Genomic DNA, 14,210 nt, shown 5'->3' on the forward strand with positions numbered 1-14,210 from the left:
TTACCGGGCTGCCGTGGCCTCGGCCAGGAGTTCGCCCGCGATCCCGGATTGCTCCAGAAAGGCGAGTGTCCGGGTGGGTATGCGAGGCGACATTTGTAGGAACGCCAAGAGATCGGCGGGGTGGTCGATATCCATGGCGATCCCCGGCTGATGAAGGATCGACGGCGCGATTCCGGCGCGTCGTGCGGCGTCCAGATGCGGGAAGAAGCTGTCCTCTCCAAAACGAAAGGGAACTGCATCCGGCGGTGAGCAGATGATCGCGTTGGATCCCAACTCGTCATGTGCCGGCACGATCGTAAAGGCAGGAGCGGATTTGTGAGCGGCCAAAGCGGCCGTCACCTCGGACGCCTGAATGCGTGGAATATCGCCCGGCAGGGTGATCATGCCGTCGAGACGTTCCCGGGCTAGAAGCCGCGCTGCCGATGTGACAGCGCCCGTATGCCCGTCGCGCGCCCCGTCAGTCACGACCCGCGCGCCGTAACGTTCGGCGAGCGATCTCGCAAGCGGATCGATGGTGACAACCACTATCCCGGCGAGCTGGGGCACCGTGGCCAGAGTGTAAAGCACATCCTCGACCATGATCGCGGCGAGCGACTGACGCTGCTGGGGCGAGAGGCGAGGGGTCAGTCGCTGCTTGGCGCCTGAGAACTCCTTGATGGGCACGACTGCCCAAATCCCACTCATGATGAAGGTGCTCGGCGGCGTCTGGCGGGCGGGACCGCATCGGCCGCATCGAGAACCACGCGCGCCAAGACCTCGCGATCCGCGAGGCTAGTCATCAACGTCGGGGCGAGGGTGACGATTGGGGACAATCCTTCAGCTTCCCCGGCGTCTCCGACATCCATGACGTAGGCATCCAGGAGATCGCCATAGCGCGCGGCAACAGCCGCAGCGCTTGGCTGAAGTCCAAGCTCGGTCATCATCTTGGCTGTCGGCCCTTTGACCGCGCGGCCGCCAATGATCGGCGACACCGCGACGACAGGCGCAGGGCACGCCGAAAGCGCTTGGCGCACACCCGGCACCGCCAGGATAGGCTCGACGCTGATGAACGGGTTGGATGGGCAGATAATGACCGCGCGTAACCGTGCGCTGCTTAGGGCCTCGAGCAAGTCCGGATGCGCCAGGGCGCTCTCCGCCCCCGCGAACACAAGCTCTCGCACCGTCGGGCGGCATTGCAGGCGCACGAAATAGTCCTGGAAATCCAGCCAACCCTCATCCGTGTGCAGTCGGGTGCGAACCGGGTCGTCGGTCATGGGAAGAACGCGAGGATGGACCCCGAGGCGACGGCAGAACTCGCTTGTAACCTCCGCCAGCGTCTGGCCAAGGCGCAGTCTCCGCGTTCGTTCGACATGCACGGCCAGGTCGCGATCCCCGAGCCGGAACCAGTCCTCTCCGCCGAGCGCGGTCAGAGTTTCCATGAACGACCAGCTCTCGTCCCGTCGGCCCCAGCCGAGCTCCGTATTGTCCAAGCCGGCGAGCGTGTACATGAGCGTGTCGATATCGGGCGAGACATGCAGGCCCAGGTGTTCGAAGTCGTCGCCCGTATTGGCGACGACGAGCAGATTCTCGGCTGGAAGGATGCGGCTTAAACCCAAAGCAAGTTTCGCGCCGCCGATGCCGCCTGATAGCGCGACCACGAGATCCCGTGTCACCGGAACAGATCCTCCTCGGGCGGACGTAGGATCGCGGCCGCCGTAGAATGATCGGCTGACCAGCGCAGTCCGCGAACCAGAACAACTGGCAGCCCCTCATCCGCTTGGCCCATCAGCAGCGAGGCGGCGGAAGCGATTTCGTCGGCAAAGCCTATGATGCTGGCCTCAAGCTTTCGATCGAAGAGGTCTGGTTGTCCGCGTAGATCGAGTATCGCAGGCAGCCCCGCAACGCCGATCGCGACACCTGCGGTTCCTTGCCGCCAAGGCCGTCCAAAACTGTCGTTGATGATCACCGCGACGTCTACGCCCGTCAGCGTGGCCAGGCGACGCCGCAGATGCTCGGCACTTCGGTCAGGATCCTCGGGCAGCAGCAGCGCGTATTGGCCCGCGCCCGCCGGTGCGACATTTGACTGATCCACGCCGCCATTCGCCATGATGTGGCCGAGCCGGTGTTCAACGATCAATACGCCGGGCCGGTTGCGAACTACGCGCACAGATTCGGAAAGGATGACCTCCACGAGCCTCGGGTCCTTTCGGATCTCCGAGGCCAGCGCGATCGCGCGCGCCGAGGGTTCGATTGTCGCCAGATCGATTATTCGACCTTCGGCCTTCGAGACGATCTTTTGCGCCACGACCAGCACGTCTCCGGCGCACAGCATTATATCGCTCGACGCAAGGGCGGACGCCACCAAGTCGCTTAAATCGTCGCCACTCTTAACCTTCGGAAGGCCTCGTAGCGCAACAATCTCTAGGCCGATCATGCGCCCGTTGTGTTTTCGCCCGATCCGCCAAAGCGGCGGCGGAGGCGGGGGAGTATTTGCTCGGAATACAGCCGGATAAACCGCTCCTGGTCCGGACCCGGCGCATGAAAGACCAAATGTTCGAAGCCTAGGTCTACATAATAGCTGATTCGCTCGACGTGCTCATCCGGGTCATTGGAGACGATCCAACGGCTGGCGGCTCGCTCCGCCGAGAGACCGGCGGCGAGACGTTCCATTTCATCGGGATTTTCGACCGAGACTTTTTCTTCTGGCGTTAAGGCGAGAACCGCCCAGTGCCGGGTATCTTGCAGTGCACGGTCCCTATCCGCATCGAACGAGACCTTGATCTCGATCATCCGCGCGTAGTCTGGGCGTTTTGATTCCGCATCGCTCAGTCCTTCGGCGACCTTCGGCAATAATGTCTCGGTGTAGAGTTCCCGCGCTTTGCCGCTGGTGCAGATCAACCCGTCACCAACCCGGCCGGCATATTTGGCGATGAGGGCGCCAGCCGCCGCGACATAGATCGGCACCGGGGTCGCGGGCCGGTCGTAGATGGTGGCACTCTGGGTGCGATAGAATTGACCCTCGAAGGTCAGCCGCTCCTCGGTCCAGAGGCGACGGATCAGCGTGACGGCTTCACGCAGGCGCGCGAACCGTTCCTTGAAGTCAGGCCACGCCATGCCCGTGGAAGGCACTTCGTTAAGTGACTCGCCGGTGCCGATGCCAAGCACAATCCGCCCCGGGAACATCACGCCGAGTGTTGCAAAAGCCTGCGCCACAACCGCGGGATGATAACGGAAGGTCGGAGTCATTACGCTGGTGCCGATGGTGATGCGCGACGTCCGCGCACCCAATGCGCCTAGCCAGGCGAGCGAGAAAGGCGCGTGGCCGTCGTGATGCTTCCATGGCTGGAAGTGGTCACTAACAAAGACAGAGTCGAAGCCTGCTTTTTCCGCAAGGCAAGCGAAGTCGAGCAGCTCCACAGGGCCAAACTGCTCCGCCGACGCCTTGTATCCTAGTCTCAGCACGAGCCACTCTCCAACATCTTGCAATCGCTCGCCGAACCGCCAGCACGATTAACCAGCGGCCGCCCTAGACGACTGGTCGCCTCAGCCCATTACCTGAGTGGCGCCAGGTTCGATTTCGAAGGTGACCCGCACTTCGCCCGGCTGGCCGAAGGGATACTTGTCTTTCCCCAAATACTTCTTGGCGAGTGAATCGATATGCGCGTCGGCGCCTTCCTCGGTCACCCGTGAGACCCGTCCGCGGATCTGAATGTAGCGATAGGCATTTTCGGGGTCGAGTATCGAAAGTGCAACCGGCGATCCTTCCTGCATATTGCGAGACTTCACGCGGCCCTTAGCCGAGTTTACGCGGATTTTTCCATTAGTGTAGTCGAACCAGACAGGGGTCACCTGCGGCGATCCGTCCTTCATGATCGTTGCGAGATGCGCGAAGGAAGTTTTCTGCTGAAGCAAATCAAGATACTCTGCTGGAATTGCTACCATGATTGCCTCTTTGTTGGCGTGCGCCGTGTGTTTGGTTATTTCTTGGCAGGATGCCGTATCATCAGCGAGAGCTACCCTAGTCGCGGCTACGAAGGATTGCAACGAAGGTAACTGGGAGGCGGGCTGACGGATTGTCCGAGCGCGCATGCTTGAATAAGCGGCCCGGGCGGGTTCCTATGCGCCGCAGCATCGAAAGCGCATCGATATGCCTGAGGCCATTTCCCGCGTCGCCATGATCTCGGGTGCCAGCCGCGGCATCGGTGCCGCCATCGCCGAGCGCCTTGGTGCTACGGGCTGGACGCTCTCCCTCGGTATGCGCAGTCCTAAACCCGTCGGAGATGCTCTGGTCCACGCCTACGAGGCCGGTTCCCGGGATGCCGAGGCAGAATGGGTGGCGGCAACCTTGGCTCGCTTCGGACGGATCGATGCTCTTGTGTGCAATGCCGGTATCTCGGTGTCGAAATCGGTGGTCGATGCGACTGACGAGGACATGGCCGCGATGTTCGCGGTCAATGTCCTGGCGCCGCAACGCCTCGCGCGCGCCGCCTGGCCGGCTCTTACGGCATGCGGGCGAGGGCGCGTGGTCATAATTTCCTCCCTCTCCGGCCTCCGCGTCGCTTCGGCCGCCTCGGGCGCCTATGCCATGACGAAGTTCGCCGCGACTGGCCTGGCGCATGGCCTGCGCCATGCTGGCTGGGACCGCGGCATCCGCGCGACCGCCATCTGCCCAGGCTTCGTCGCGACCGATATGGCGAGGGCGGTGACTGATACGGACCCGGGCACGATGACCCAGCCCGAGGAGGTCGCGCGGCTGGTCGAGCTGGCGCTCGACTTGCCCAATAACGCGAGCGTGGCGGAGATCGGCGTGAATTGGCGCGTTGAGGGCAGGCTTTAGGCCGCACGTGCGCTATGGGCGCATCAACTGCGAGAATTTGCCGTCGCGGAGTCCAGGCCAAGCGTCTCAGGCTGGTGGATGCGCCTTAGTTTTCGCGCGATCCGGGCGAGACCGCGACGCTCTTCTTCGGTTAGAGCCGAGAAGAACGCGCCGTCATAGGCCTTTGCGATCGCCATGTAGCGCCCGATTTCGGCCTCGCCTCTCGGCGTGAGCGTGAGCGCGTGGCGTCTTCGCTCGGCAGGGTCCGGCTCGCGTCGCAATAGGCCGGCGCGCTCCAGATGATCGACGATCCGGACCATCGCTGGCCGGTCCTTGCCGAGCACCCGGCCCGCCTCGCTCTGACTCATGCCAGGGTTGGCCGAGACGAGCAGGAGGGTCGTGAGCTTGCCTGTCCCGCTCGACGCTTCGGTGGCGGAGAAAGCGTCGTCATAGGCGCGGTTGATCGCCTGGCTCAGCATCCGAAGCTGGAAGCTCAGCATGTCCGTCAAAACCGAGATATCGGGGCCGTTGCGCGCGTCCATTCTGCGCCTCTTCGTTACTGTGCGACCGGTGAGACGATCCGCCAAGCAGTTTGGCAATTGCTGTAGCTGACAACAATTGTCTAGGCTGCTCTGCGGGGTTGCGCCTGGCATGGCGCTTGCGTCGGCTGGGTCGGGTTGCAGGGGGCATGGACGGCATGGCGGATGTCGTTGTCGTGGGGGCGGGCATCAGCGGGGCTGCCACAGCCTGCGAGCTGGCGCTCGCGGGCGTCTCGGTCACGCTGGTCGATCGGTTCAGCCCCGCGGCAATGGGCTGTGGATGGACGCTAGCCTGCGTGCGGCAATCTGGCTGTTTCGCCTCGGAGCGTTTCGCGAAACAGGCTGCGGTGATGGCGCCGGTGGCCCTGCATGGCTGACGGCAGATGACCCGCTATGTGCTCCACCGGCTCGGCCAAAGCCTGGTGCTGCTTGTTTTGGTGTCGATGATCGGCTTCGGCTTGCTGCACCTGACGCCAGGCGGTCCGCTCAGCCAATTCGCCTTGACGCCCGGGATGTCGGCAGCCACGCTGGCGCGGCTCTCGCACCAGATGGGCCTCGATCGCCCGCTGCCGATCCAATACGCCGAGTGGGCGGGACATTTGCTACGCGGTGACTGGGGCCGTTCCTACCGCGACCAGCAGCCGGTGCTCGCGATCATCGTGTCGCATCTTTGGGCGACGCTGGAGCTGATGGTCAGTTCCACTCTGCTCGCCATTATCTTCGGAACATGGGTGGGTGTGCTGGGTGCGATCCGCCGCTACTCGCTCGCCGACTATCTCGCCACGATCGGTGCGATGGTCGGGCTTTCGATCCCGACATTTTGGTTCGGGCTGGTCATGATCTATCTCTTCTCCGTCTGGCTCGGTTGGTTGCCGTCCGGGGATATGTACACGAACGGCGACGCCTCGCTGTTGGACTATGCGCGGCACCTCGTCTTGCCCTGTCTCGTCCTGACGCTCGTCACGATCGCGACCTGGAGCCGCTATATGCGGGCCTCGATGCTGGACGTGATCAGCCAGGACTATATCCGCACCGCGCGCGCGAAAGGTCTGAGGCCGCGCGCCGTGCTCATTCACCATGCGCTGCGGAATGCGTTGTTGCCGATGATCACCGTCGCTGGCCTGCAACTGCCGACCTTGCTCGGCGGCGCGCTCGTGACCGAGACAGTGTTCACCTGGCCCGGCATGGGGCGGCTCTTTCTCGATTCCATCAGTTATCGCGACTACCCGGTGGTGATGGGGCTGCTCATGTTCTCAGCTTTGCTTGTGCTGTTAGGCAACCTGGTCGCGGACCTGCTCTATGTGGTGGCGGATCCAAGGATCCGGCTCGCATGAGCGCCGTCGCCCCATCGGCTGCCGAACTTCCTCCGCCCGTTCTGGCGGCGCCATCCGCTGCCCGCCGCCCCGCGCTGCGCCGTTTCATGCGACACCGGCTAGCCATGTTCGGCCTCGTAGCGATCATCGTTCTCGTGGTTGCCTGTGCGCTCGGACCTTATTTGTCACCATACGGCCCGCTCACCATCGATCTGCGTCACCGGTTCCAACCGCCATTCGAGGGCCGACACTGGCTGGGTTCGGACCAACTCGGGCGGGACTTGCTGGTACGGCTGCTGCTTGCCGGTCGAATTTCTCTGACTGTCGGTTTCGCGGCGATGGGACTCAGCACGGCCGTCGGGGTTGTCATCGGCCTTGTCGCCGGCTTCTACGGCGGCTGGGTAGGCACCGCGCTGATGCGCTTCGTCGATGCGGTGCTTTCCTTTCCGGCCATCTTCCTCCTGCTGACGCTCGCGGCGCTGGTCAGTCCCGGCGTGTTGACCATCACGCTCATTGTGGCGCTGACCGCCTGGATGGAAGTGGCACGCGTCGTGGAGGGACAGGTCCGCTCGCTGCGAGAACGCGACTTCGCGATAGCGGCGGAGGCGATCGGCGTATCCGACGCGCATCTCATGTTGCGCGAGCTGCTGCCCAATATCATGGCGCCAATCGTCGTCGCGGCGACGCTGAACGTGGCCCGTGCCATTTTGCTGGAGAGCTACGCAAGCTATCTCGGCTATGGCATTCAGCCGCCCACGCCTTCCTGGGGCAATATGCTGAACAACGCACAAGAATACCTCACCTCGGCACCATGGCTCGCGATTTTCCCCGGCGCGGTCATCACGCTCGCCGTTACCGGCTTCAACTTTCTCGGGGACGGTTTGCGCGACGCGCTCGACCCCAGGCTGGACGTGCATCGTTGAGGAGCGGGTATCCTTGACCGATGTCCTCATGGTCGAGGATCTTGCTGTCCGCTTTCGCGGCGAGAGCGGGGTGGTGGACGCGGTCGAGGGCGTCTCCTTCCGTCTGCGCGAGGGGGAGACGCTGGCCATTGTCGGTGAATCGAGCTCGGGCAAGAGCGTCACCGCCCTCGCGTTGATGCGCTTGCTAGGCGGGCCGCCGAATTGCGTGGTGCGAGGGCGCGCAACCTTCATGCGCCAGGACGGTGAGGCGCTTGCCCTCCTCTCGCTGCCAGAGACGCGCATGGCGAGCGTGCGTGGCCGCGACGTCGGCATGATCTTCCAGGAGCCGATGACGTCGCTCAATCCTGTGCATCGCATTGGAGCACAGATCGTGGAGGGACTGCTCGCGCACGAGCGCCTTTCGCCTCGTGCGGCGGAGAAACGTGCGATCGCGCTGCTCGATCATGTCGGAATCCCGGAGCCTGCATTGCGCGCCCGTGCTTTCCCGCACCAGCTTTCTGGCGGAATGCGGCAGCGCGCGATGATTGCGATGGCCCTCGCTTGCCGCCCTCGCGTGCTGATTGCTGATGAGCCAACGACGGCGCTCGACGTCACGATCCAGGCGCAGATTCTGGAGCTGATCCGCGCGCTGCAACACGAAACGGGCATGTCGGTGATCTTCATCACGCATAATCTTGGTGTCGTGGCGGAGGTAGCGGACCGCGTGCTCGTTATGTATGCGGGTCAGGTCGTGGAGGACGCGCCCGTCGACGTACTGCTGCACCGGCCGCAGATGCCATATAGTGCCGGGCTGATCGGCTCTGTTCCGCGACTTGACGACGTGCGTCGCCGTGGTGGTCGGCTCGCCGCCATTCCCGGGAATGTGCCCGACCCAAACACCCGGCCTGCTGGCTGCACCTTCCATCCGCGCTGCGCTCATGCGCGACCGGATCCCTGTGAGACGGCGCGCCCGGCCTTGGAATATGTGTCAGACGGACACACGGTGCGCTGCGCCCGCTGGCGAGAGATCACAGTGTGAACAGCCCACTTCTCCAAGTCACTGATCTTGCCAAGCACTATCCCGTCGCTGGCGGGCGCACGCTGCGCGCGGTTAACGGCGTGTCCTTTACCTTGCGCGCCGGTGAGGTTCTTGGCGTGGTGGGTGAGAGTGGTTCCGGCAAGACGACGCTCGGGCGCGTCGTGTTGCGACTCACCCCACCTAGCGCGGGCGAGATTGTTTTCCGCGGCCAGGACGTGACGCATCTCTCCCGTCGTGCGCTGCGGAAAGTGCGGCGGCATATGCAGCTCGTCTTCCAGGACCCCTACGCATCGCTCAATCCCCGCATGAGCGTGGAACAGATCCTCGCTATCCCGCTGCAGGTGCACGAGCCGTCACTCGGCCGTGCTGACCGGCGGAGCCGTATTGAGGAAATGCTGCGCACGGTTGGACTCTTTGCCGAAGCCGCCGACCGCTATCCGCATGAATTCTCCGGCGGCCAGCGACAACGCATCGGCATCGCGCGCGCTCTGATCTGCCGTCCCGAACTTCTGGTGGCGGATGAGCCGGTTTCCGCCCTCGACGTTTCGGTTCAGGCGCAGGTCGTGAACCTGTTGCTCGACCTGCGAGAGCGGCTCGGGCTCTCCATCCTCTTCATCGCGCATGACATTGCGGTTGTCGGCATGATTTCGGATCGGATAGCGGTGATGTATCTCGGCCGGGTCGTCGAGATTGCGGACACGCTGTCGCTGTTTAATCGTCCGCGGCATCCTTACACGGAAGCGTTGTTTTCCGCCGTTCCCGATCTTGGCGGCCGGCGAGACCGCATCCTGCTCCAGGGGGATGTGCCGAGCCCTGTGTCGCCTCCATCCGGTTGCCCGTTCCGAACCCGGTGCCGCTATGCGGAACCGGACTGCGCCGTCGAAGTGCCGTCGCTTGTGGAGCGCTCGCCCGGTCATCTTGCCGCTTGCCACCGACCGGAACTCGTTCTTGCCTCACCGCTATCCGATGTGGCGCCTCTCCCTCGTCTCCGCTGAATGCCTGAAGGAATTGCTTGATGGGACCACTAATCGACCCGGTCACGACCGATGAGACACCGCCCACCCAGGCGGATGTCGTCGTGATCGGAGGCGGCATCATCGGGGTCAGTGCAGCGTTTTTTCTCGCGCGCCAAGGTATCTCCGTCGTGCTCTGCGAAAAAGGGAAGCTTGCCGGCGAGCAGTCGAGCCGCAACTGGGGATGGGTGCGAAAGACCGGTCGCGATCTTCGGGAAGTGCCCCTGATCATCGAGAGCCTCCGCATGTGGGGCGAGATCGAGCGCGAGGGTATTCAAACGGGCTTCCGTGAAAGCGGGGTGCTCTATGTTGCTGAGACGGACAGCGAGCGTGAGCGCTACGAGCGCTGGCTCGACATGGTGAGGCCCTATCAGATGGGCAGCCGAATTATCGAAGGGGAAGAACTCGCCGCGCATCTTCCGGGGGCGACAAAGCAATTCAAGGGTGCGCTATATACCGCGACCGACGGGCGAGCGGAGCCGCAAAAAGCCGTGCCCGCGATCGCCGCAGCCGCGCGGGCGGCCGGAGCGATTATTGTGGAAAACTGCGCGGTGCGCGGTCTCGATCGGCAGGGAGGGCGCGTCGTGGGGGTGGTGACGGAGCGCGGTCGCATTGCCTGTGAGAGCGCGATTCTGGCCGGCGGGGCATGGTCGCGACTTTTCTGTGGCAGCCTCGGAATTCGCTTGCCGCAGCTTAAGGTGCGGGCCTCTGTGCTGCGCACTGGTCCCATTCAGGGTGGGCCGGAGACCTCTGCTTGGCTTGGTCGCTTCGCCTATCGCCGACGCCTGGACGGCGGCTACACGATCGCGAATGGACAAAGCAATGTCGTGCCGATCACGCCCGACACATTCAATTTCTTCAGGGAATTCCTTCCGGCGGCGCGAGCCGAGAGGCGCGGACTTCGGCTGCGTCTCGACCACCGCTTCCTGCAGGAGGCGATGACGCCGAAACGATGGTCGCTCGACAAGCCAAGCCCGTTCGAGAATATTCGCATGCTCGATCCCGAGCCAGTGCGTTCGATCAACGCCGAGGCGGCGAAATCAATTGCCGAGGTCTTCCCCATATTCCACAACATGACGATCACGCAGCACTGGGCTGGGATGATCGATGTGACGCCCGACGTCGTGCCGGTGATTTCGGAGATTGATGGGACGCCCGGCCTTGTCGTCGCCACGGGTTTCTCGGGCCATGGTTTTGGCGTCGGCCCGGCGGCAGGACGCCTTGCCGCGGAAATCGCGACGGGACGCCGAACCATCGTCGATCCCACGCCCTTCCGCTACAGCCGATTTACGGACGGCTCACCGATTACCATCGAATCTGGGCTTTGACCCACAAAAAGGAGCGACCATGCACAACCAAGCTTCACGTTTCGCGCTCTCCCGCCGCCGTCTTCTCGTCACAACCGCGGCGCTCGGGGCAGGGGCGATTGTCGGTGCGCGTAGCGGGTATTCCCAGACGAAGGTTAAACCTTCAGGCCAGGTGGTGATTGGACTTTCACAGGAGCCAACCGTTTTCGATCCGCGTCTGCCACATATCGAAGTGGATGACGGCGTTTATATGTCTCTGTTCAGCCCGCTCTGGACGGTGAGTCCGAAGGGAGAGCTTCTGCCGCGGCTTGCGGCCGAGATTCCGACGACCGCGAATGGCGGTATTTCCGCTAACGGCCTGACTTGGACGATCAAGCTTCGTCCTGGCGTTACCTGGCATGACGGCACGCCTTTCACGTCCGAGGATGTGAAATTCACGATCGAAAGCATCATGGCGCCCGAATTTCCGGCCTATAGCCGAACCGGGCATGAACTTGTCCAGAACATCCAGACGCCGGCACCGGACCGGATCACCTGGACAATGAAAAAACCCTTCGCGCCTTACATCTCTATCCTGGCCTGGACGTATATTGTTCCCAAGCACAAGCTCGAAGGCCAGCCTGCGATCGGCGGCACGTTCGTACAGCACCCGATCGGCACCGGACCATTCAAGTGGCAAGAGCGCGTCTCCGGTGACCACATCACGCTGCTTGCCAATGACAGTTATTTTGGTGATGGCCCGATGCTGGCCACTGCGATCTACAAATACATTCCGGACCTTACAGTACTGTTCACGCAGTTTCGCACTGGCGATATCGACTATATCGGATTGCAGGGGATATCGGCGGATCACTATGGCGAGGCGAAGAAACTCAATGACCGCACTGTCGTGAATGCGCCGCTGAGTTTTATCGAGTGTTTCTATTTCAACCTTGGGCTGCCGCAATTCCAGGATCGCGCCGTGCGGCATGCGCTCTACGCCGCCTACGACAAAGACAGCATCATCCAACAGCTTTACTACGGCCTGCCGACACCATCGGAATCCTATCTGCCGAAGCAGTCCTGGGCCTATAATCCAAATCTGCCGAAGCATGAATACAACCCGGACAAGGCCAAGCAGATGTTTGATGCCGCGGGTTGGAAGCCCGGCGCGGGCGGCATTCGCGAAAAAAACGGCGTCAAGCTGAGCTTTAGTAACTCGACCACGGCAGGGAACCACCTGCGCGAGCAGGTGCAACAGCTTCTGCAACAGAACTTTCAGGACGTCGGCGTTGCGATGGCAATCAAGAACCTGCCGGCCGCCGTCATGTGGGGCGACTACTGGATCAAATCGCATTTCGAGACAGCGATTGTCGGGCTGGACTTCATGGTGGGCCCAGATCCGGACGCATCCGACTACCTGAGCAGCGCCTCGATCGCGGTGAAGACGGGCTCTGGCCAGAATACGATGCAATATTCCAACCCCGAGGTTGATCAACTCCTCCAGCAGGGGGCCTCTACGCTCGACCAGACAAAGCGCATCCCGATTTACCAGAAGCTTCAGGCCGTTCTGCGCAATGACCTGCCTTTCCTGCCGCAGCTACAATATGCGGAGATCGAGGGAACGAAAGCGAAGTTGCTGGGCTTTGAGCCGAACATTAATGTTCGACTAAACACATGGAACCTGGAAACCTGGCACTGGATTGGCTGAGCTCCTAGGCTTCGGGAATCATAATTCCAGAACCAATTCGGCCAGTGTGATTTCATCTAGCTTGCTTTTAGCGGGTTGCAGGGCCGAGCGGCTCTGCAACCCGCTTTTGGCCACACCTCCCCCGCTACGCTTGTCGCGCGTGGGAACGTCGCCTAGGACGCCCCATCACCCTTAAGGCTAGTCCCCCGTCCGGGCATCACCCTAAAAGACGCAATCACGGCTCCCCGTCGGCTTGCTAGTCTGCGCAAAGGGAGAGGCCGATACGTGGAAGGGCCCAACCTCGTTATTTGATGGCGCGACCGGAATAAGAGCTGAGCATCTTATCGTGGGTCTTCGTGTGGTCAAAATCATAGACACCTCGCATTTCACAATCGGGGGCGGATCTCTGTGTCTTCGTCTGACAACGACATCCTGTCGAGAGTAACAGATGACCTTTGCGCCGCGGGTCGTTCGCCGCAGGGGCGTTTCGCAGTGCGGGCGATGGCGCAGCCGCCGATGGCGACTGCGGTCGAGCGAGCGGCAGCGCGGTCGAGCGGACTAACCGCTCGTGGGTTTCTTGTTTGGTTCTTCGTTACCCTTATTGCATCGTTCGGCTTCGCTTGGCTTTATGTCGCGGCCATGCCGATGGCCTTCCTCGACCGCGACTACCCATTGTGGATCGCGAAGCGCACGATGCTGGACGAATGCCATCTCGGCGCGGTTTCAGTGTTCGGCGACAGCCGCACCATGGCGGCCACCATACCAAGCGTGATGACAATGCCGGTCGAGAATTTTGCGATGTCCGGCACAAGTCCGATCGAGACCTACTTTGCCGTCGAGCGCGCAATGCGCTGCCGCATAATGCCGAAACTTGTTGTCATCGCTCATGGAGCATTGAAATTCTCATCCGACCCCGGTTACTGGGTCTTCAGCGCGCGCAGCGGCTTTCTGAATTATGCGGAGATGCGCGCCATTGATGCTGACGCGGCACGCCTCAATGACAACGAGCTAATCGACATGCAACGTGGCGACGGGCTGCGGCCCGCGCTGCGAGAATTGCTCTTCGCTCTGCGGTTTCCGCCCTTCTATTTTGACAGCTTGGTGAATGGCTATGTTGCCCTGCGCTGGCAACATAATCGTGAAGCGATGCGCGATGCCCTTCGGTCGTCCGGACATGCATTATTCGGCACGGCGGCGGGTTCGAGCGGCCTTGCGATAGAGGCAGGCTCGGAGCCGTATTCGACGTCACCCCTCGTCGATCTCTTCTTCTCGCGGACGCTCGCGCTTTTGGCCAAGCATGGCGTGCAGGTCATGGTCCTCACGATGCCGATAAACCATGCTACTTTCGTCCGCACGCGGCCGGAACTTGGTAGGCAATTTGATGCCTATCTAAGGACAAAAACGCGGCAATACCCGAATCTCCGCGTAGTCGGCCCTACCATCCCCTGCTGGCCCGATCGGTTCTATGGCGATGCGTGGCACTTCAATGCGCGCGGTGCGGAAGCCTACAGCCGCGAGCTTGACCCGGTGCTGCGGTCCGTCCTCGTGAACAGCACGCCTCGACCCCTCCCCAACCACTGCACAGTCAATGGGTGAAATGCTGCTGATGTGACCGTAATTCAACGGAGTTCGT

15 protein-coding genes are annotated in these 14,210 nt (G+C 62.2%); 9 read left to right on the top strand and 6 right to left on the bottom strand.

Going from position 1 to position 14,210, the window contains the following annotated elements:
- The 5 genes from cofC to GSQ92_RS12270 all read right to left on the bottom strand — a co-directional run bounded on the left by cofC (window position 1) and on the right by GSQ92_RS12270 (window position 3,921).
- Window positions 1-684 (bottom strand): 2-phospho-L-lactate guanylyltransferase, encoded by a 684-nt coding sequence (gene cofC / locus GSQ92_RS12250; RefSeq protein ID WP_159013509.1) that lies wholly within the window; start codon window positions 682-684, stop codon window positions 1-3.
- Window positions 681-1,652 (bottom strand): 2-phospho-L-lactate transferase, encoded by a 972-nt coding sequence (gene cofD / locus GSQ92_RS12255; protein ID WP_159013510.1) that lies wholly within the window; start codon window positions 1,650-1,652, stop codon window positions 681-683. The genes cofC and cofD overlap by 4 nt, the downstream gene beginning before the upstream one ends.
- Window positions 1,649-2,413, bottom strand: coding sequence for a coenzyme F420-0:L-glutamate ligase (gene cofE, locus GSQ92_RS12260; RefSeq protein ID WP_158805337.1), 765 nt, complete (start codon window positions 2,411-2,413; stop codon window positions 1,649-1,651). The genes cofD and cofE overlap by 4 nt, the downstream gene beginning before the upstream one ends.
- Entirely contained in the window at window positions 2,410-3,441 is a 1,032-nt protein-coding gene (fgd, locus tag GSQ92_RS12265; RefSeq protein ID WP_159013511.1) for a glucose-6-phosphate dehydrogenase (coenzyme-F420), read from the bottom strand. Before fgd ends, cofE begins: the two co-directional genes overlap by 4 nt.
- Before the next feature lie 81 nt (window positions 3,442-3,522).
- Complete coding sequence (locus tag GSQ92_RS12270; protein WP_158805339.1) at window positions 3,523-3,921, bottom strand: PPOX class F420-dependent oxidoreductase; 399 nt, start codon at window positions 3,919-3,921, stop codon at window positions 3,523-3,525.
- 205 nt (window positions 3,922-4,126) lie between these two features.
- Between GSQ92_RS12270 and GSQ92_RS12275 the strand changes: the two genes are divergently transcribed.
- Window positions 4,127-4,816 carry an SDR family NAD(P)-dependent oxidoreductase gene (locus GSQ92_RS12275; RefSeq protein WP_158805340.1) on the top strand — a complete coding sequence of 230 codons (690 nt, stop codon included), beginning with the start codon at window positions 4,127-4,129 and terminating at the stop codon, window positions 4,814-4,816.
- Between the two features lie 23 nt (window positions 4,817-4,839).
- On the opposite strand, the gene GSQ92_RS12280 is transcribed toward GSQ92_RS12275, so the two are convergent.
- On the bottom strand, window positions 4,840-5,337 hold the full coding sequence (locus GSQ92_RS12280) for a MarR family winged helix-turn-helix transcriptional regulator (protein WP_158805341.1): 498 nt from the start codon (window positions 5,335-5,337) through the stop codon (window positions 4,840-4,842).
- Window positions 5,338-5,453: 116 nt separating this feature from the next.
- Between GSQ92_RS12280 and GSQ92_RS12285 the strand changes: the two genes are divergently transcribed.
- The 8 genes from GSQ92_RS12285 (at window position 5,454) to GSQ92_RS12320 (ending at window position 14,173) form a co-directional block, all read left to right on the top strand.
- Window positions 5,454-5,711 carry an FAD-dependent oxidoreductase gene (locus GSQ92_RS12285; RefSeq protein WP_216850527.1) on the top strand — a complete coding sequence of 86 codons (258 nt, stop codon included), beginning with the start codon at window positions 5,454-5,456 and terminating at the stop codon, window positions 5,709-5,711.
- Window positions 5,712-5,717: 6 nt separating this feature from the next.
- Entirely contained in the window at window positions 5,718-6,668 is a 951-nt protein-coding gene (locus GSQ92_RS12290; RefSeq protein ID WP_158805342.1) for an ABC transporter permease, read from the top strand.
- Window positions 6,665-7,570, top strand: coding sequence for an ABC transporter permease (locus tag GSQ92_RS12295; RefSeq protein WP_158805343.1), 906 nt, complete (start codon window positions 6,665-6,667; stop codon window positions 7,568-7,570). Before GSQ92_RS12290 ends, GSQ92_RS12295 begins: the two co-directional genes overlap by 4 nt.
- Before the next feature lie 13 nt (window positions 7,571-7,583).
- Window positions 7,584-8,588: an ABC transporter ATP-binding protein gene (locus GSQ92_RS12300; RefSeq protein ID WP_254066609.1), complete on the top strand. Its 1,005-nt coding sequence runs from the start codon at window positions 7,584-7,586 to the stop codon at window positions 8,586-8,588.
- A complete protein-coding gene (locus GSQ92_RS12305; protein WP_158805344.1) occupies window positions 8,585-9,583 on the top strand; it encodes an ABC transporter ATP-binding protein in 999 nt (332 codons plus the stop codon). Before GSQ92_RS12300 ends, GSQ92_RS12305 begins: the two co-directional genes overlap by 4 nt.
- A 20-nt stretch (window positions 9,584-9,603) precedes the next feature.
- Complete coding sequence (locus GSQ92_RS12310) at window positions 9,604-10,929, top strand: FAD-binding oxidoreductase (protein WP_158805345.1); 1,326 nt, start codon at window positions 9,604-9,606, stop codon at window positions 10,927-10,929.
- Window positions 10,930-10,948: 19 nt separating this feature from the next.
- A complete protein-coding gene (locus GSQ92_RS12315; protein WP_158805346.1) occupies window positions 10,949-12,598 on the top strand; it encodes a peptide ABC transporter substrate-binding protein in 1,650 nt (549 codons plus the stop codon).
- Window positions 12,599-12,985: 387 nt separating this feature from the next.
- Window positions 12,986-14,173: a hypothetical protein gene (locus GSQ92_RS12320; RefSeq protein WP_158805347.1), complete on the top strand. Its 1,188-nt coding sequence runs from the start codon at window positions 12,986-12,988 to the stop codon at window positions 14,171-14,173.
- Window positions 14,174-14,210: the final 37 nt, after the last annotated feature.

It is taken from the genome of Acidisoma sp. S159 (assembly GCF_009766125.1).
GTDB lineage: Bacteria > Pseudomonadota > Alphaproteobacteria > Acetobacterales > Acetobacteraceae > Acidisoma.